The sequence below is a fragment of the Methanomethylovorans sp. PtaU1.Bin093 genome (genome assembly GCF_002067275.1).
Classification (GTDB): Archaea; Halobacteriota; Methanosarcinia; order Methanosarcinales; family Methanosarcinaceae; genus Methanomethylovorans.
This window is the reverse complement of record NZ_MVQX01000023.1, coordinates 1-14,112: the sequence shown is the minus strand read 5'-3', so window position 1 is coordinate 14,112 and position 14,112 is coordinate 1. Positions and strand designations below refer to the sequence as shown.

19 protein-coding genes are annotated in these 14,112 nt (G+C 45.4%); 5 read left to right on the top strand and 14 right to left on the bottom strand.

The genetic code is table 11. From position 1 onward, the window contains the following. The first annotated feature begins 82 nt into the window (after positions 1-82). Together A4E24_RS10755 and A4E24_RS02225 are read left to right on the top strand one after the other, a co-directional pair. Positions 83-226, top strand: coding sequence for an ADP-ribosyltransferase (locus A4E24_RS10755; RefSeq protein ID WP_367121136.1), 144 nt, complete (start codon positions 83-85; stop codon positions 224-226). Further along, complete coding sequence (locus A4E24_RS02225) at positions 226-396, top strand: hypothetical protein (protein ID WP_292351265.1); 171 nt, start codon at positions 226-228, stop codon at positions 394-396. The genes A4E24_RS10755 and A4E24_RS02225 overlap by 1 nt, the downstream gene beginning before the upstream one ends. A 381-nt stretch (positions 397-777) precedes the next feature. On the opposite strand, the gene A4E24_RS02220 is transcribed toward A4E24_RS02225, so the two are convergent. The 5 genes from A4E24_RS02220 to dph5 form a co-directional block, all read right to left on the bottom strand. Beyond that, on the bottom strand, positions 778-1,671 hold the full coding sequence (locus tag A4E24_RS02220) for a carbohydrate kinase family protein (RefSeq protein ID WP_292351263.1): 894 nt from the start codon (positions 1,669-1,671) through the stop codon (positions 778-780). A 14-nt stretch (positions 1,672-1,685) separates the two neighbouring features. Next, on the bottom strand, positions 1,686-2,027 hold the full coding sequence (locus A4E24_RS02215; RefSeq protein WP_214044597.1) for a DUF555 domain-containing protein: 342 nt from the start codon (positions 2,025-2,027) through the stop codon (positions 1,686-1,688). 42 nt (positions 2,028-2,069) lie between these two features. Continuing rightward, the gene (locus A4E24_RS02210; protein WP_292351259.1) at positions 2,070-2,351 is read right to left on the bottom strand and encodes a DUF357 domain-containing protein; all 282 of its coding nucleotides are present in this window, start codon (positions 2,349-2,351) and stop codon (positions 2,070-2,072) included. 11 nt (positions 2,352-2,362) lie between these two features. Further along, the gene (locus A4E24_RS02205) at positions 2,363-4,048 is read right to left on the bottom strand and encodes an ATP-binding protein (RefSeq protein WP_292351257.1); all 1,686 of its coding nucleotides are present in this window, start codon (positions 4,046-4,048) and stop codon (positions 2,363-2,365) included. A 117-nt stretch (positions 4,049-4,165) separates the two neighbouring features. After that, a complete protein-coding gene (gene dph5 / locus A4E24_RS02200; RefSeq protein WP_292351255.1) occupies positions 4,166-4,969 on the bottom strand; it encodes a diphthine synthase in 804 nt (267 codons plus the stop codon). A gap of 160 nt (positions 4,970-5,129) precedes the next feature. Between dph5 and thsA the strand changes: the two genes are divergently transcribed. Further along, complete coding sequence (gene thsA, locus A4E24_RS02195; protein ID WP_292351253.1) at positions 5,130-6,779, top strand: thermosome subunit alpha; 1,650 nt, start codon at positions 5,130-5,132, stop codon at positions 6,777-6,779. A gap of 48 nt (positions 6,780-6,827) precedes the next feature. Here the strand turns inward: thsA and A4E24_RS02190 are convergent, their stop codons facing one another. Then, positions 6,828-7,409 (bottom strand): DUF2119 domain-containing protein, encoded by a 582-nt coding sequence (locus A4E24_RS02190; protein ID WP_292351251.1) that lies wholly within the window; start codon positions 7,407-7,409, stop codon positions 6,828-6,830. Further along, complete coding sequence (locus A4E24_RS02185) at positions 7,406-8,092, bottom strand: SAM-dependent methyltransferase (protein WP_292351249.1); 687 nt, start codon at positions 8,090-8,092, stop codon at positions 7,406-7,408. Before A4E24_RS02185 ends, A4E24_RS02190 begins: the two co-directional genes overlap by 4 nt. A gap of 117 nt (positions 8,093-8,209) precedes the next feature. Here A4E24_RS02185 and A4E24_RS02180 point away from each other — a divergent pair, with 117 nt between their 5' ends. Both A4E24_RS02180 and A4E24_RS02175 read left to right on the top strand, forming a co-directional pair. Then, a complete protein-coding gene (locus tag A4E24_RS02180; protein ID WP_292351247.1) occupies positions 8,210-8,371 on the top strand; it encodes a hypothetical protein in 162 nt (53 codons plus the stop codon). After that, positions 8,368-9,066: an HAD family phosphatase gene (locus A4E24_RS02175; RefSeq protein WP_367121135.1), complete on the top strand. Its 699-nt coding sequence runs from the start codon at positions 8,368-8,370 to the stop codon at positions 9,064-9,066. Before A4E24_RS02180 ends, A4E24_RS02175 begins: the two co-directional genes overlap by 4 nt. Here the strand turns inward: A4E24_RS02175 and A4E24_RS02170 are convergent. From A4E24_RS02170 to A4E24_RS02140, 7 genes are all read right to left on the bottom strand, one after another. Then, positions 9,048-10,142 carry an NADH:flavin oxidoreductase gene (locus A4E24_RS02170; protein WP_292351246.1) on the bottom strand — a complete coding sequence of 365 codons (1,095 nt, stop codon included), beginning with the start codon at positions 10,140-10,142 and terminating at the stop codon, positions 9,048-9,050. The two genes, A4E24_RS02175 and A4E24_RS02170, sit on opposite strands and share 19 nt — an antisense overlap. 75 nt (positions 10,143-10,217) lie before the next feature. Further along, a complete protein-coding gene (locus tag A4E24_RS02165; RefSeq protein WP_292351245.1) occupies positions 10,218-10,922 on the bottom strand; it encodes a cytochrome c biogenesis protein in 705 nt (234 codons plus the stop codon). Between the two features lie 79 nt (positions 10,923-11,001). Continuing rightward, positions 11,002-11,676 carry a heme exporter protein CcmB gene (locus tag A4E24_RS02160; RefSeq protein ID WP_292351244.1) on the bottom strand — a complete coding sequence of 225 codons (675 nt, stop codon included), beginning with the start codon at positions 11,674-11,676 and terminating at the stop codon, positions 11,002-11,004. After that, a complete protein-coding gene (locus A4E24_RS02155) occupies positions 11,673-12,392 on the bottom strand; it encodes an ABC transporter ATP-binding protein (protein ID WP_292351242.1) in 720 nt (239 codons plus the stop codon). The genes A4E24_RS02160 and A4E24_RS02155 overlap by 4 nt, the downstream gene beginning before the upstream one ends. Before the next feature lie 86 nt (positions 12,393-12,478). Next, entirely contained in the window at positions 12,479-13,138 is a 660-nt protein-coding gene (locus A4E24_RS02150; RefSeq protein ID WP_292351240.1) for a molybdopterin-dependent oxidoreductase, read from the bottom strand. A 19-nt stretch (positions 13,139-13,157) separates the two neighbouring features. Beyond that, positions 13,158-13,457: a winged helix-turn-helix domain-containing protein gene (locus A4E24_RS02145; protein ID WP_292351238.1), complete on the bottom strand. Its 300-nt coding sequence runs from the start codon at positions 13,455-13,457 to the stop codon at positions 13,158-13,160. A gap of 74 nt (positions 13,458-13,531) precedes the next feature. After that, entirely contained in the window at positions 13,532-14,008 is a 477-nt protein-coding gene (locus A4E24_RS02140) for a hypothetical protein (RefSeq protein WP_292351236.1), read from the bottom strand. Between the last annotated feature and the right edge of the window lie 104 nt (positions 14,009-14,112).

The following is a 14,112-nucleotide window of genomic DNA, read 5'->3' as shown; positions in this document are numbered from 1 at the left end:
GACCATAAACCTTGGTATTAGTGAAAAGAAGGCTTTACAAGCCTTCGCTGAGTGAGGATACTACAAGGACCCTATTAAGTATATGTCCAAACAGGGCGTATATCTTAATGGACTCAGTGCTTACCCCGAGGAATATGAAGTGCTGTTTGACCGAAACACCGCCGTTATGATAGTGTCGATCTATCACGATGGAAAGTATACAATTATTGAGGTAGTTGACCCATAATGTCTAGGATTGTAGAAGAATATCACCCAGGAATGATTACTTTAATACCTCCAGAAGATCACAAAAAAGTGATGAGGGAAATATTCGAAGAAAAGCTCGCTCTTCTAAAGAAGTTCGGGCACGAAGATTTTGAGCCTCAGCTTCGAAAGAAATATAAAATAGACGACTAAGCACAGTGGACTTAATCGCTGGCCTTCCTTCTCCTTTTCCCCACAGCCGCCGACAGTGCCTAAAGTTTATATATCTCACACACACATTGAAGAGTATCTAATGGTAATTCTCGAGGGCGTAGCCTTTCCATTAGATGTGATAAACAAGAACGGATGGGGTATCCCATCCAGCGACGCAGACAATGCTATTTCTTCTCTCCAAAAAGCCGTATTTAGGGGTGGATGCTCAAGCGATTTCCCACATGAAAGACATAGAGTCTCAAGGTAGAGGGAACAATGGAAGTATCAACTAAATTCCCGAGATTGCTATGGTAAACAATACAAAAGGCTGCTGATGGCCGATATGTTCAGCAGCTTGCATAGTTTATTGAGCAATGGACGTTATTTGGGAAGTGGTCCGAAATGCGCTTCAAATCGTTCCTGCATCATTTCCCAGGTTGGCAACTTCACTTGGCAGCCGATGACCTCCACTGCAAAGGAGGCGACAGTTGCACCGATCCTGCCGCAGGTTTCCATGTCGTAGCCCCGTGTGAAGGCTAACAGGAACCCTGCCCTGTATGCATCGCCTGCACCCGTGGGATCAACGGCTTTCACAGGCACCACAGGTATGCAATACTGTGCATCTTGCGTATGTATCCTGCTGCCCCGGGAATCGTAGGTAACCACAATGGTCCCGATTCTTGCTTTGAGCTCCTCGAAGGAACGGCCGGTCATCTCACAGACCCTCTTTATCTCATGACGGTTAGTGAAAAGTATATCCGTGTGCTCCAGAATGGTCTCCAGGTCCTTGCGGTTATATGTGATAAGGTCCTGTCCGGGATCGAAGGAAACAAAGTTTGCCTTTTGTGCTATCCTTGCATTGAAGGAGCATTCAGATGTCGCAAGATGCACAAGATCAACCTCAGGGGGTTCCAGCTCTTTCAGAAGCGCAGAAGCACCCCAGTGGAAATAAGTGCTCTGATTGTGTTCTCTGTCAGTAAAGACGAACGCCTTTGTGACTTTCTGACCTTTGCACCTATAAAGTAAAGATAGGTCTACGCCCAATGACCTAAGATAATCTTCATATCCGGAACTTCCAAAATCCTCTCCTACAGCAGATATCAGCTGACCTTTACCGCCAAGAGTGGCAATACCTACCGCAATATTGGCAGCTCCGCCTCCGAAATACTCATGGTAATCGATAATCGGGTAAGATTCATTATGGCAGGATATATGCTCCACATCAAAAAGCAGATCAATGGCTGCATGTCCGACAACCGATATTGTCCGGTCCATATTACCTCTCCTCTTTACTGGAACTCTTCAACATCAACGACCTTCAGAGGAACATCCCTTAATGCCCTTCCAATGACGGATTTAGCTATCCTTGATGCATGCTCCTCGCTTTCGGCATCAAATACCTTCATCTCAAGGACAAGACCGACAATTGCAGTGTTCGCCGTAAGGAATACACTGCTGAAGGCTTCCTCACAGGCAGGGCAAAAGGTGGTGCCAACATCCACTTCCACAAAATCGAGTTTAGGGTTCAGTCTTTTACCGGCCTCGGAGATCGCCACTCCTATGGCATCATCCGGACTGTTCACATCTCTGACCAACCAGGCAGCTTCAAGCACAACATTATAATTTGACATATACTCGTCTCCGGGAAATTGAGTTTTGTCACTTTTCAGGATTCATATCGTGAATAGTTGATCATCGTCAACCGTGAACACTCCAAGACGTGCTCCGGCATCCAGCCACGCATGCCCGTAACTGAAACATATAAGGGCGTTCACAGGGTCTCCACTGTGTACAAAGTGGATCCCATCCTCATAATATGATCTTGCCATTGTATGGAAGTCATTTGCGACTGCATACATATGCGAATCCTTGATAGGCGCAAACTCTGCTTTTTCCAGCGCTTGCCTTAGTAGGTTCTCATATCTTTTAACCTTTTCATTCAGATCAGCAGGCAAGTTGTTCCTCCTTATTTGCTCGCACCGAAGATTTTCTTGAAAAGACCGCCGCCTTCGTCGGTTTTTACTTCCCTTGAAGGTTTTCTCTTGGGAGGAGGTGTTGTGGTAGCCTGGACAGGCATGTGCTCTTCTCCAATATGATGGCTTTCAGCATGCTCTTGCATTACCGGCTGCATAGGTACAGGCTCCACCGAGGATTTCCTGGCCGATGCTCCCTGAGCGGAATTAAGGTTAACACTTCTCATTACATTAACAGACTCTCCGCCGTGTTTGCTTTTACGCACCCTGATATCCACGAGGATCGGCCGCTCAATATCTGTGCTCACCAGCATGGCAACTCCCGGTGGCAGCCGCATGAGTTCGTCCTCCACATAGGAGCTGACGCCCTCAAGGCCTTTACTAATGGCTTTCAGATCGTTGGGATTGGTTACTTTCATTATGATCTGGGTACCGCACTGAGAAAGAATGTTCTTGTCCACGCGTGCCGGCCTCTGGGAGATCACCATCATGCCAAGACCGAACTTACGTCCTTCGGAGGCAATGGTCCTCAATACATCAGAACTTAAGGTCTTGCTGAAACCTTTTTCCGGCGCATAGTTATGAGCTTCTTCAACAACCAGCATCCCAGGAGGGATAGTATTCATCTTTCGGGCCTCGAACAATGCGCTGCACAGGCGTGCAACGATCATAGACTGGATATCCGGAGCCACACCTTTGAAATCTATAATGGAAGCTCTGCCAGGTTGGACCAGATCCTCGATAGATGTAGGATTTGTGGACAATATACCGGTTTCCCTTATTTCTTCAAGGAAGCTGATGATATTCCATTTTGCCTTGCTGTCATTGTTCTTGACCTCGAAGATGATCTCATCAAGGGAATAGGTATCCATCTCGGCTTTGATCTTATCAATAGCCTCATAGAGAATACCTATATGAGTACTGGTGAAATTATTAGGAAAAGCCTCACTCAATTCTTTTGCTGTAAGGTTCATGCCGTTAAGCCTGAAAACTTCATCAGCTTTTGGATTCAAGCTCTTGTTGGCTGGAGTGTATACAGTAACATACTGTGCGTATGATCTTGGAGATACCTTGAATCTGTTCGCAACTTCTGTACTGATGACACCTTCTTCTTTCAATGATGCATATTCACTATGTGGATCGATGATCAGCAGGGGTACTTTGCGGTCCAGCATCTCTTCAAGGAGCACTCCTGCAGTATAGGACTTACCGCTTCCTGTCTTTGCAAGGATGCTGCAATGTTTCTGCACAAGACTGTTCACATTGAGATGGACAGGTATGTCCGTGCCTTCCAGCATGCCTATGAACATTTCTTTTCCGGATAGGCCAAGGGAACTGCAGATAAGTTCATTGTTCGCCTTGTAGATCGGGTCTCCGGGACTGAAAGGAGTGCTAGGTGATCTAAGCAGTCCGGAATCGTCACGTTTCCCAATAACGGTCACATCAGCTATTATCCGATCCCCGCTTTTATCTTTGCGGCTTCCGTTCTTTGCTTCCTCGATAGTGTAACTATCTCCGGAACGCGTAATGGATAGTACCTGTGCGAGCACCCAGCCATCGATCTCATGCCAGGCTTTTATATATTCTCCCTGATGCACACTGGTACTGTCCGATAATAATATTCTGAAGCTGGATGTACCAGCTTCTCCGAATATCACGCCAACTGCATCTCGAACCATTTTTCCCTCTCTTATTAATTTGATCACATCAATTCAAACAAAGATATATTTAATATGTAATATAATATGTCCTACGTTGTTTTGATATATAGACTTGTACCCTATAATATTACACCATTATTGTTTATGAACTTCCAGTATTGACATAGGCGCATGGGCCAGCTGCACTAATGCCTCAGCTTCCACAAAATGCGTATCTGCAGGAATTACCAGTATATGTAGCGGTGCACCGAGATCGAAGTCTTTCAGGCTTTGAATGTGGTCTGCTGCAACCGCCGGGGAGTCGGATCCGGCTCTTGCTATACCTACAGCTATTCTGTCCTGCAGTATTTTTGCGCTTCTTTTTGCTTCCACCTGCAGCAGAAGGTCCAGTGCCTGGTTCACTGTCATATAACCCTTTTCTTTATCGATATCAAGGAAAACAAGGGTATGCAGGCCATGCTCAAGATTCTGAAGAATAATATCATAAGGGGTTTCCGATATGACGGTCTTTCCCCGGCTGCTGGTATATGGATGGGGAACAGTAACGGCTTTCCCGAACCTGTAGTTCTGCAGGCCCGTAAGTCCGCATACGGCAGATGATATGGAAGAACCATGCACGAGCTTTGTAGTGATACCCATTTCCATTGCACGCAGGCGCAGGTCAACATGAGTTGTTGAGACCATGGTATCTCCCCCTGTAAGGAATACCACATTTTCATTTCTGGCATGTTCAAGCCAGCTGGGGCATTGCTCCACCTCTTCTCGTGAAAGCACTTGTATTTTCTTATTGTACAGACCTTCCATTTTCTCCAGGGTAGTACCCATAAGCCTGGATGTATAGAACTCTGCATAGACCCTGTTTGCCTGGGCAATAGCTTCAAGTCCTTTCAAAGAGATGTCTTTCTCGTCAAAGAGCCCCAATCCTATGAAGGTCAGCATAACCGAGAAATGGAATTAATGATTTAAATGTTTTGACCATAAAATAGAGCATACGCTCTTGTCGAAATGTTTTTATAGAACCATATACAGTTAGTTCAATTCATACGTAAAAAAGATACTTCAAATAAGTTCATCATCTGGATTCAGGAGGTTCGGAACAATGGCACAACAAGGCATGTCAGTACAAATGGCAGGACAATATGGCGGTCAGCCAGTTTACATTATTAGTCCAACAACAGAACATACACAGGGTAAAGATGCCCTTTCCATGAACATTAACGCCGCCAAAGCGGTCGCAAAACTGGTGCGTTCCACCTTAGGACCAAAGGGCATGGATAAAATGCTGGTCAATATCCTCGGTGATATTGTCCTCACTAACGATGGTGCCACTATACTCAAGGAAATGGAGATAGAACATCCCACAGCAAAGATGATCGTTGAGGTTGCCAAGACACAGGAGGACATTGCAGGTGACGGTACCACCAGCGCTGTTGTGTTAGCAGGCAGTCTGATGGATAAAGCAGGAGAACTTTTAGATAAGGGCCTCCACCCGATCGTTATTTTCCAAGGATACAACCTTGCTGCCCAGAAAGCAATTGAGATCCTGGAGAACTTTGCCACAAAAGTTGACAAGGACGACAGACAAACACTTCAGAAGATAGCAGAGACCTCTATCACAGGAAAAGCTCCCGAAGCTTCTTCAGACCATCTGGCAAACGTATGTGTCGATGCAGTACTGGCTATAGAGGAAAACGGCAAGTATAACATAGATGAGAAGATCGTCATCAGGAAAGAGGCCGGTGGCAAGATCACAGACACGCAGGTAATAAAGGGAATTTACATCAATAAATATCGTCTCCATCCCGACACTCCTGCCAGGGTCGAAAATGCAAAGATCGCACTTCTGGATATGCCGATAGAGTTCGTCAAGACCAATACGAAGTCAAAGATCCAGCTTGGAAGCATAGAAGAAATGTTTGCTTTCAAGGACCAGGAAACGGCCAATTTCCATAAGATGCTGGACAAGATCATAGCGACAGGTGCCAACGTGGTCTTTTCCTCCAAGAATATCGATGATGGGGCTGTCCATTATTTCATGAGGCATAATATCTACACCTGCAGAAGGCTGAAAGATGAGGACATGACAGTGCTTTCCCTTTCCACAGGCGCTAAGCTCGTAAGGAACATGAACGAGATCACTGCTGAAGACCTTGGATATGCCGAAGTGGTGGAGCAGGAATCCGAATATGAGGAGAAGACACTCATCACAGGGTTCAAGAAGTCCAATTCTGTTACCATCCTCATTAAGGCAGGCAGTGAACACCTCACTGACAACATTGAACGTGCATTCGATGATGCCCTTAATGTGGTGAAATCCGTGCTGGAAGACAAAGCCATAGTGCCGGGGGGGGGCGCTTCCGAGATGCAGGTGGCACAGGGATTACGCTCTTATGCTTCTACAATAGAGGGACGCGAGCAGCTTGCTATCCGTGCCTTTGCAGATGCCATGGAAGAGATACCAAAGGCAATAGCAGAGAATGCAGGTCTGGACAAGATCAATATGCTGTTGCAGTTGCGTGCAGGATCCGGGAAGAACAAGAACAGTGGGATCAACGTGTATTCAGGTAAGATAGAGGATATGATGCAGAACAATGTAATTGATCCTCTCCGTGTGAAGACACAGGCCATCAAGTCCGCATCAGAAGTGTCTGCCATGATATTGCGTGTTGATGATATGCTCAAGGCCCAGGAAAGGGACATGCAGGACGTTAACCCTGAGCACAACATCCACAATTACAACATGGGATGAACTGATAAACGATCGGTACTATAATGGAATGGTTTGTAAGTTTTTTACTTACAAGCCATAGAAATTCCTGTAATCTTCTATTACCTTTTTTGTCTGTGCGGGATACCTTTTTTTGAGTTGTTCAATGAAGTGGTCCCTTGACAGGCATTCTTTCATTTTTCCAGCGATCTTTGATCCATACTTCTTGGATATGGGATTCTCTTTCTGGATCTCAAAAGAAAGACATAGTGATTCCGCAGGGAAGTAATCCCGTCTGATGACGGGAGATACAGAACCCAGGAGCACATCATTATCGAGCTGACTATATGCAGGAACCCCGGTCTTGTGGATACGGTCGGCACCTGTCAACAGCTTTTGGTTCTGCTTTGAATATGAATGGAACTCGATGTATATACTGGGTCTGAGTTCTTCCACAGCCTGTATTATTGGTTTGCCGAGTGTCCTGTAGTAATGCTCTTCCAGGGTAGATACATATTTTTCTTTGCATACGACAGGTATGGTCGCCAGAGAACCCACGGCCGGAGGTTCAAGTCCTTCCAGTATGTCGGCAGTGTCCCTCCATTCATTACCATGCAGGCCCCCAACGAAAAGCCTTACCGGATCACCGTCACCCAGCATCTTATATTTCATCGGACACCACACACCTCATTTTGTTTTCCGGTCTTGCAGGCGATCACATATATCTCCTGCTTTTGCGGCTCTATGACCTGAACAACTTCAACTCCGAGATCCTCTATTTTTGATATTATGGGATCGCGAGCCTCACGTTTTTTCATCTTTATGACCTGCAGCAGTTTCCCCTCTTCCCTTAGTAAGGGAAGCACTCTTTTAAGTGCCAGAAGGGAGTCCATAGGCTCCAGGGTCATATCGCTTAGTATAACATCCACTTTATCAGGTGATATTTTCTGCAAAGGAAGAGTAAAAACATCTCCGAACATTACACTCACATTCGCATGTTCATGCGTTATCCTGTCAAGCTCTGCCCGAAAGTCTGTGCTGAACTCGATACCTCGTACTTTTCCTGCTATCTGGGAAGCATAGAGCAGAAATCCGCCTGCGCTTGAACCAAGATCAAGGACGCTGTCCCCTTTACATATAATCCCGGCAGCTTCCTGAATGAGTTTCAGCTTGAAATATCCCTTGGGCATATCAAGCCCTTCGACTACTTCGACAGAATGATCGGTGCTGACATCCCTGGAAGGTTTGGTCACAATATTTCCTCCAACCTTTACATTCCCGCGGATTATGGCATCCTTTGCACGTGCTCTGGAACTAAAGTAACCCATATCCACAAGATAGGTGTCAAGCCTCATGGCACACATATTACGGACCAAGGAATATAAAATCATGCAACAATAACAAACATAAGATATGTTTTTAACAGCTTAGTGCATTAACTGAACTGAACTCATTAATATATTCAAAGCTTAATGGAAGCATATTATGCTGCAAAAGTTCATTTCCTTATTTCCTATCTGGGCTATCGTTCTCTCAGCCATCGCACTTTTGCATCCCGGGACCTTCCTATTGGGCGGAAAGAAACATATCTGAATGATGCCTTCATAAGCCCGGAATCAGAAAATGGAGAATGAAATTGTTAAAAACATTGATATTCGATATGGATGGAGTGCTTGTGGATTCCATGCCATACCATGTTGAGGCAATGCAGCATATCTTTGACCAGATGGGTGTGTACATGGACCGGCAGGTGATCTATGAACGGGAAGGAGAAAAGACCATTGACATTGTACGCTTGCTGCTGGAAAAAGCACGCATTGATAAGGGCAGGTTCGATCTTGAAGCAATAGTTGGGAAATATATTGAAGAGTTCAATGTTATAGCTGCACTGAAAGCCTTTGAAGGCATGCCCGAATGCCTTGAAGTGCTGAAACACAGATATGAACTTGCAGTGGTTTCAGGTGCTGACAAACCAATAGTGCACAGCGTTCTGAATAACTTATATCCTGACCTTTTCAGCGTGATAGTCACCGGAGACGATATTGATAACGGCAAGCCGGCCCCTGATCCATACCTCAAGGCAGTAGAGATGCTGGCTATGCAAAAGAATGAATGCATTGTTATAGAGAACGCTCCTGTTGGCGTACAGGCCGCAAAAGCTGCGGGCCTTTGCTGCATAGCGGTCCCTACATACCTGGAGCCTCAAGAGCTCCTCCAGGCAGATCTTGTTGTAATGGACCACGATCTACTTATGGATTTCCTGCTCGATCTGCGCGCAGGTACCCCGGAAGCCTGCATAAAAGAGTGTGCTCACTCTGTGAAATTGTAATTGCATTTTATCCCGGTCTCATCAGAACACAGGTTACAAGAAACACATTTTGCGCTCTCTGTTTCTCCTTTTTTTAGTTTCATCACCAGATCAGGTTCTGCTATCAATGGCCTGCACAGGGAGATCATATCAGCATATCCTTCCTTAAGCAGCATTTCCATTACCTGCTTCGATCTGATCCCTCCTACAAGGATCACGGGCACATCCACTTGTTCTTTTATCATTTTAGCATATTCCCGGTAATATGCTTCCTTTTTTGGTGAATCGATCATTGTCCTGAAAAGCTCTTCCCCGGCTTCTGCAACGCCTCCGCTGACCTCTATGGCACATACACCATTGTCTGCCAGGATCTTTGCTATCTCTATGCTTTCGGGAGCGTCAAGTGTATGCTTGTGTGCACCAGGTTTAAAACCATCAGTGACGTTCAGCTTGACCAGGATCGGATAATTTTCACCTGCCAGTTCCCTGACACGTGAGATAATGTCCAGGATCACCTGTGTCCTTTTTTTAGTGGAACCACCCCACCTGTCATTACGCCTGTTGGTGTAGGGAGATAAAAAATTGCTTAGCAGGAAACCGTGCGCACAATGCAACTGAACACCGTCGAATCCCGCTTCCTTTGCACGCCTGGCAGCCTGCGCAAAATTCTCAATGGTTTCCAGCACTTCTTTCCCGGTCATTTCCTCAGGTGTCATGCCTTTTGTAGTTTCAATGACTGCAGAAGGCGCCAGCATATAAGGGTTATCGGCAGTGATCATGGTCTGCCGCCCCCCATGTGCTATTTGCAGGACTATCTTACTACCATGTTCATGCACCCTTGCAACTATCTCCTTATAGGGGCCGATGAAACTGTCATCATAGATACCCTGTTGCAGATCGTCGCTTTTACCCTTCGGATCAACGTAGGCATATCCGGTTATGATAAGCCCTACTTCATTACGGGCAAGTTCCCCATACAGGTCGCCAATGCGTGAGGTAGGAGTACCGTCGGGCTCTGCCATCCACTCGTGTGTGGCAGATCGGACAAAACGGTTAGGGATCTTAATACCGGCTATATTTATGGTTTCGAACAACATGACAGGTTGTTCCTTGCGGCAACTTATAACTCTTTCTTTTTTAAACAGCTTTTTATTTATATGAAAATATAACTTTCACCGACCTGTTCCCCTGAGAACACGTATCTCTTCTTTCAGGTTTTCCATATTTGATCTGTAAATGAACAGTGTTATGAACAAAACAAGGAATGCCACAAAGTTCACTAACAGCGTAAGCTGCAACGCCGACCCCTCCAGTCCTCCTCCTGAGCTGCCGTACATCGCCTCCCCGAACATTAACGGATGGGCAGAACGCCATAAGCGGATGGAGAAAAAGCTAAGAGGCACGGAGACAAATCCCACTATTCCAAACACTGCTGCCAGCCTTGCTTTAGATTCCGGTTCCTCTATGGACTGGCGCAGCAGCAGGTATGTGACGTAGACAAGGAATAGTGCAAGGGATGTGGTAAGCCGTGGTTCCCATATCCAATACCAGCCCCATGTGGCCCGGGCCCAGATAGAACCGGTGATCAGTACCAGTAAAGCAAATATCACCCCTATCTCTGCTGCTGACCTGGCATAAATATCCCACTTAGCATCATGGGACCTCAACTGCATGACACTGGCAGCAAAGACAATGAAAAAGGCAAGATATGCCGTAATAGCTATGGGCATGTGGAAATAGAATATCCTGAAACTACTATCGAGCACCTCTCCGGAGCCTGACCTCATAATGGGTAAGTAGAAAAAGATCATGTACATTGACAGCAGCACAAGTGCAGTGGTCACAATGGTCAATATCCTTAATTTCTTATTTTCCATACTTTTGTCCCATATTGAATCTTAGTTGCTATGATGGTTCAATATCAATATTTATCTGATTTCATGTTGTCGTTGTATTTCATCCTTCCATCGTATGGTCGAACAATAAACGCGCCAGTGTGAAGAAAACAATATCATATACAGCCATCAGGCGCAGTTCGGTGAGTACATCGAATAATCCTTCTCCTGCCAGTATTTTAGCCGTGGCCAGCACAGCCGGGATCAGCACCGGCAACAGCAGAGGAAGTAAGATCACAGGGAGCAGGATCTCTCTGGTACGTGTGTTGACGGTCAGGGCAGAGAGCAAAGTGCCGACAACAGAAAAACCCGCAGTGCCCAGCAGTATCACTATGGCCATCAGAGGTATGCTTGGTATACTATAATTGAACAGCACTATGAAAACAGGTAATGTAACAATTTCCACCACCAGCATCAGGCACATGCCTGATATAGCCTTTCCTGTGTATATGGCCGCACTTTCCACAGGACAGAGCCGTAGTCCTTCAAGGCAGCCATTCTCAGTTTCCGAAGCTAATGACCGGCTAATGCCCAGTGTTCCGGCAAAAATGAAGGCTATCCATAACAGGCCGGGAGCCACGCGATCAATGACTGAGGAGTCGCTAAGTACATCACTCAGGGACAAACTGAAGATCACCATGACCACCAGTGAAAAGACAAGCATGGAATTAATTACCTGTTTTGTGCGCAGTTCCGCACGCAGGTCCTTTGCTGTGATGTAAAGGCTGCGTATCATGCTCTTCCCTCAAAGATCTTTGTGTAGAGACCTTGTAATTCTTCCACAGAACCTATATCTTTTCGTCGGATATCAGAAGCTATCTCCCCGCTGCAAAGTATGACTATCCTGTCACACATATTGAATGCCCGGTGCATCTCATGAGTGACCATGAGCACAGTGGCTCTTCTGCTGTTCTCAAGAAGTATTTTATCGAGATCACAGGCTGACTGCAGGTCAAGTCCTGTGTATGGTTCATCCATAAGGATGATTTCCGGATCGTGGATCAGAGAACGTGCAATTGACAGGCGCTGCTTCATGCCTCTGGAAAGTGTGCTTACCCTGTCCATATACCTGTGCTCGAGATGTATCTGTTCCAGAAGCACTTCTATCTTTATAGTAAGTTCATCGTCTGACAGACCATACATCTTTCCAAAAAAACGTAGGTTTTCCTCTGCTGTCAGATCATTATACAGATAACTTTCATGAGAGATGGCACCGATCATCTTTCTTATCTGTAAGGCAGCTTTGCCAAGTTCCAGCCCACCGATCTCCACTGAGCCGGATGAAGGTCGCACAAGGGTTTCAAGTATTTTGAGCAATGTCGTTTTACCTGCACCGTTGGGACCCAGTATAAGCACAAATTCTCCTTTTTCTATATCCAGATCGATACTATCCAGTGCAACGTGTCCTGCGAACCTTTTGGTAAGCCCTTTTGCGGAGATGATGCTGCCCATGGGATATTAAATAACAGGAGCTTTAGATTAATATTTTGCCATGAAATACATCATCTGTGAAGAAAACCTGAAAAGAACATGTTAATTCAGAATATTCCGAATGCGCGTTCACCTACTTTGGCTGTATTGCTGTAACCCCGGGATTCCCAGAATCCCTCATAAGGCTGGTCTGTCACTTCGATATGTGTGATCCATTTTGCCCATTTGTACCCATACCTGCCTTCGGCAACCAACTGCAGAGGAAAACCTCTCTCAGGAGGTAAGGTCACATTATTAAGCCTATATGCCAGCATTATGTCATTCCCGGTCAGATAATCGAGTTCCAGGGATGTGGAATAACCGTCAGCGCAATAGAATATAACGTTTTTAGCTCCAGGCTTTAATCCTGAATCATTGAAAATGCTGTTCAGGGTAACACCTGTCCATCTAGCATCGAATCCCCAGCCCTCCACACAGTTCATGCGTAAGAACCTGTCTGCAACCGGGAACGCGAGCAGTTCCTCATAGCTGAGGTTCAAAGATCTGTTCACCATCCCTGTAACCTGAAGTGTATAAGTCTCCTTGTTGATAAACTGAGTTCCTTTTATGGCATTGTTACGCTGTTCTTCAATCGGGGTGAGTTTCTTGCCTTCGAAAAAAAGGTTCTCTTTGTCTGATACATTAACTGCCGGAGCTTGTTGCTGTTCTACACAGCCACAAACAAACATAATAATAATTAACCCCGATAGAATGATCCTGTCAGGCAAACCCCCCCAGGCGAAATATTCACCTGTGCATTTCAAGTATTTCAAGACCCTTGTCAGTAAGACGATATTTTCCCTCTTCTTCTTTTACAAGCTCCTGATGCAGGAGATAATCTATCTGAAACTTGAAGGCCGTTTCTTGCAGAGCCAGGTTCTTAAGAAGTTCGTCTTTTGAAGCACCGTATATCCCTATTTCCTGTATGAGCTTACGCCGCACCGGATTGGAAGCAGCTCTGTTCAGCATGTCATGTTCCATTTTTTTAGCTTCGCGAGGACCGGGCTTGGTCATAATGAGATCATCAAGATCATCTGTCTCTACCACAAAAAAACCTCCTGTAAACTCCCTTTTGAAGGCTATATTATTAATATGCAACGCCTGAAGAGATCGCTGGATGATCAGGCAAATAACTTTTGTTGTATGTTTCTGGATACAGGCATAGAATATGGCTTTTTCTGTCTGTTCATTTGTATCTTGGTTCTTTTTCCAATTGCTATGCCATTGTCAGGTTTGAGAAATATAAGTTTTCCATTCTCATATCTCATAGGCGAGCCTATAGCTCTGAAATAATCGTTCTTCAGGCAATGCAAAGCAGCAACAACCGTTTCCTGATCATATTTGGAATTACCCATTTTAGCAGAGGCTGTTCCTACAAGCACACCATTGACGTGTAAAGCCAGGTGCAGACTCCATGTATCATGGTCTACGAACTCATGGATCTTAATGGTTACAGAAGGCAGCCCCTCATCCTCATGATAAAGATAATCAGTTTCCATGTGAACATCATCCCACATGATCCAATTAATGAACATGAATTTAAACCACATGTTCACACAGGTGGAACTGATGTCAACGATCGCTATTCTCAGGAGCATATCGCTTTGATGTATCGATGATACATTATTAGGGTCCTTGTAGTATCCTCACTCAGCGAAGGCTTGTAAAGCCTTCTTTTCACTAATACCAAGGTTTATGGTCA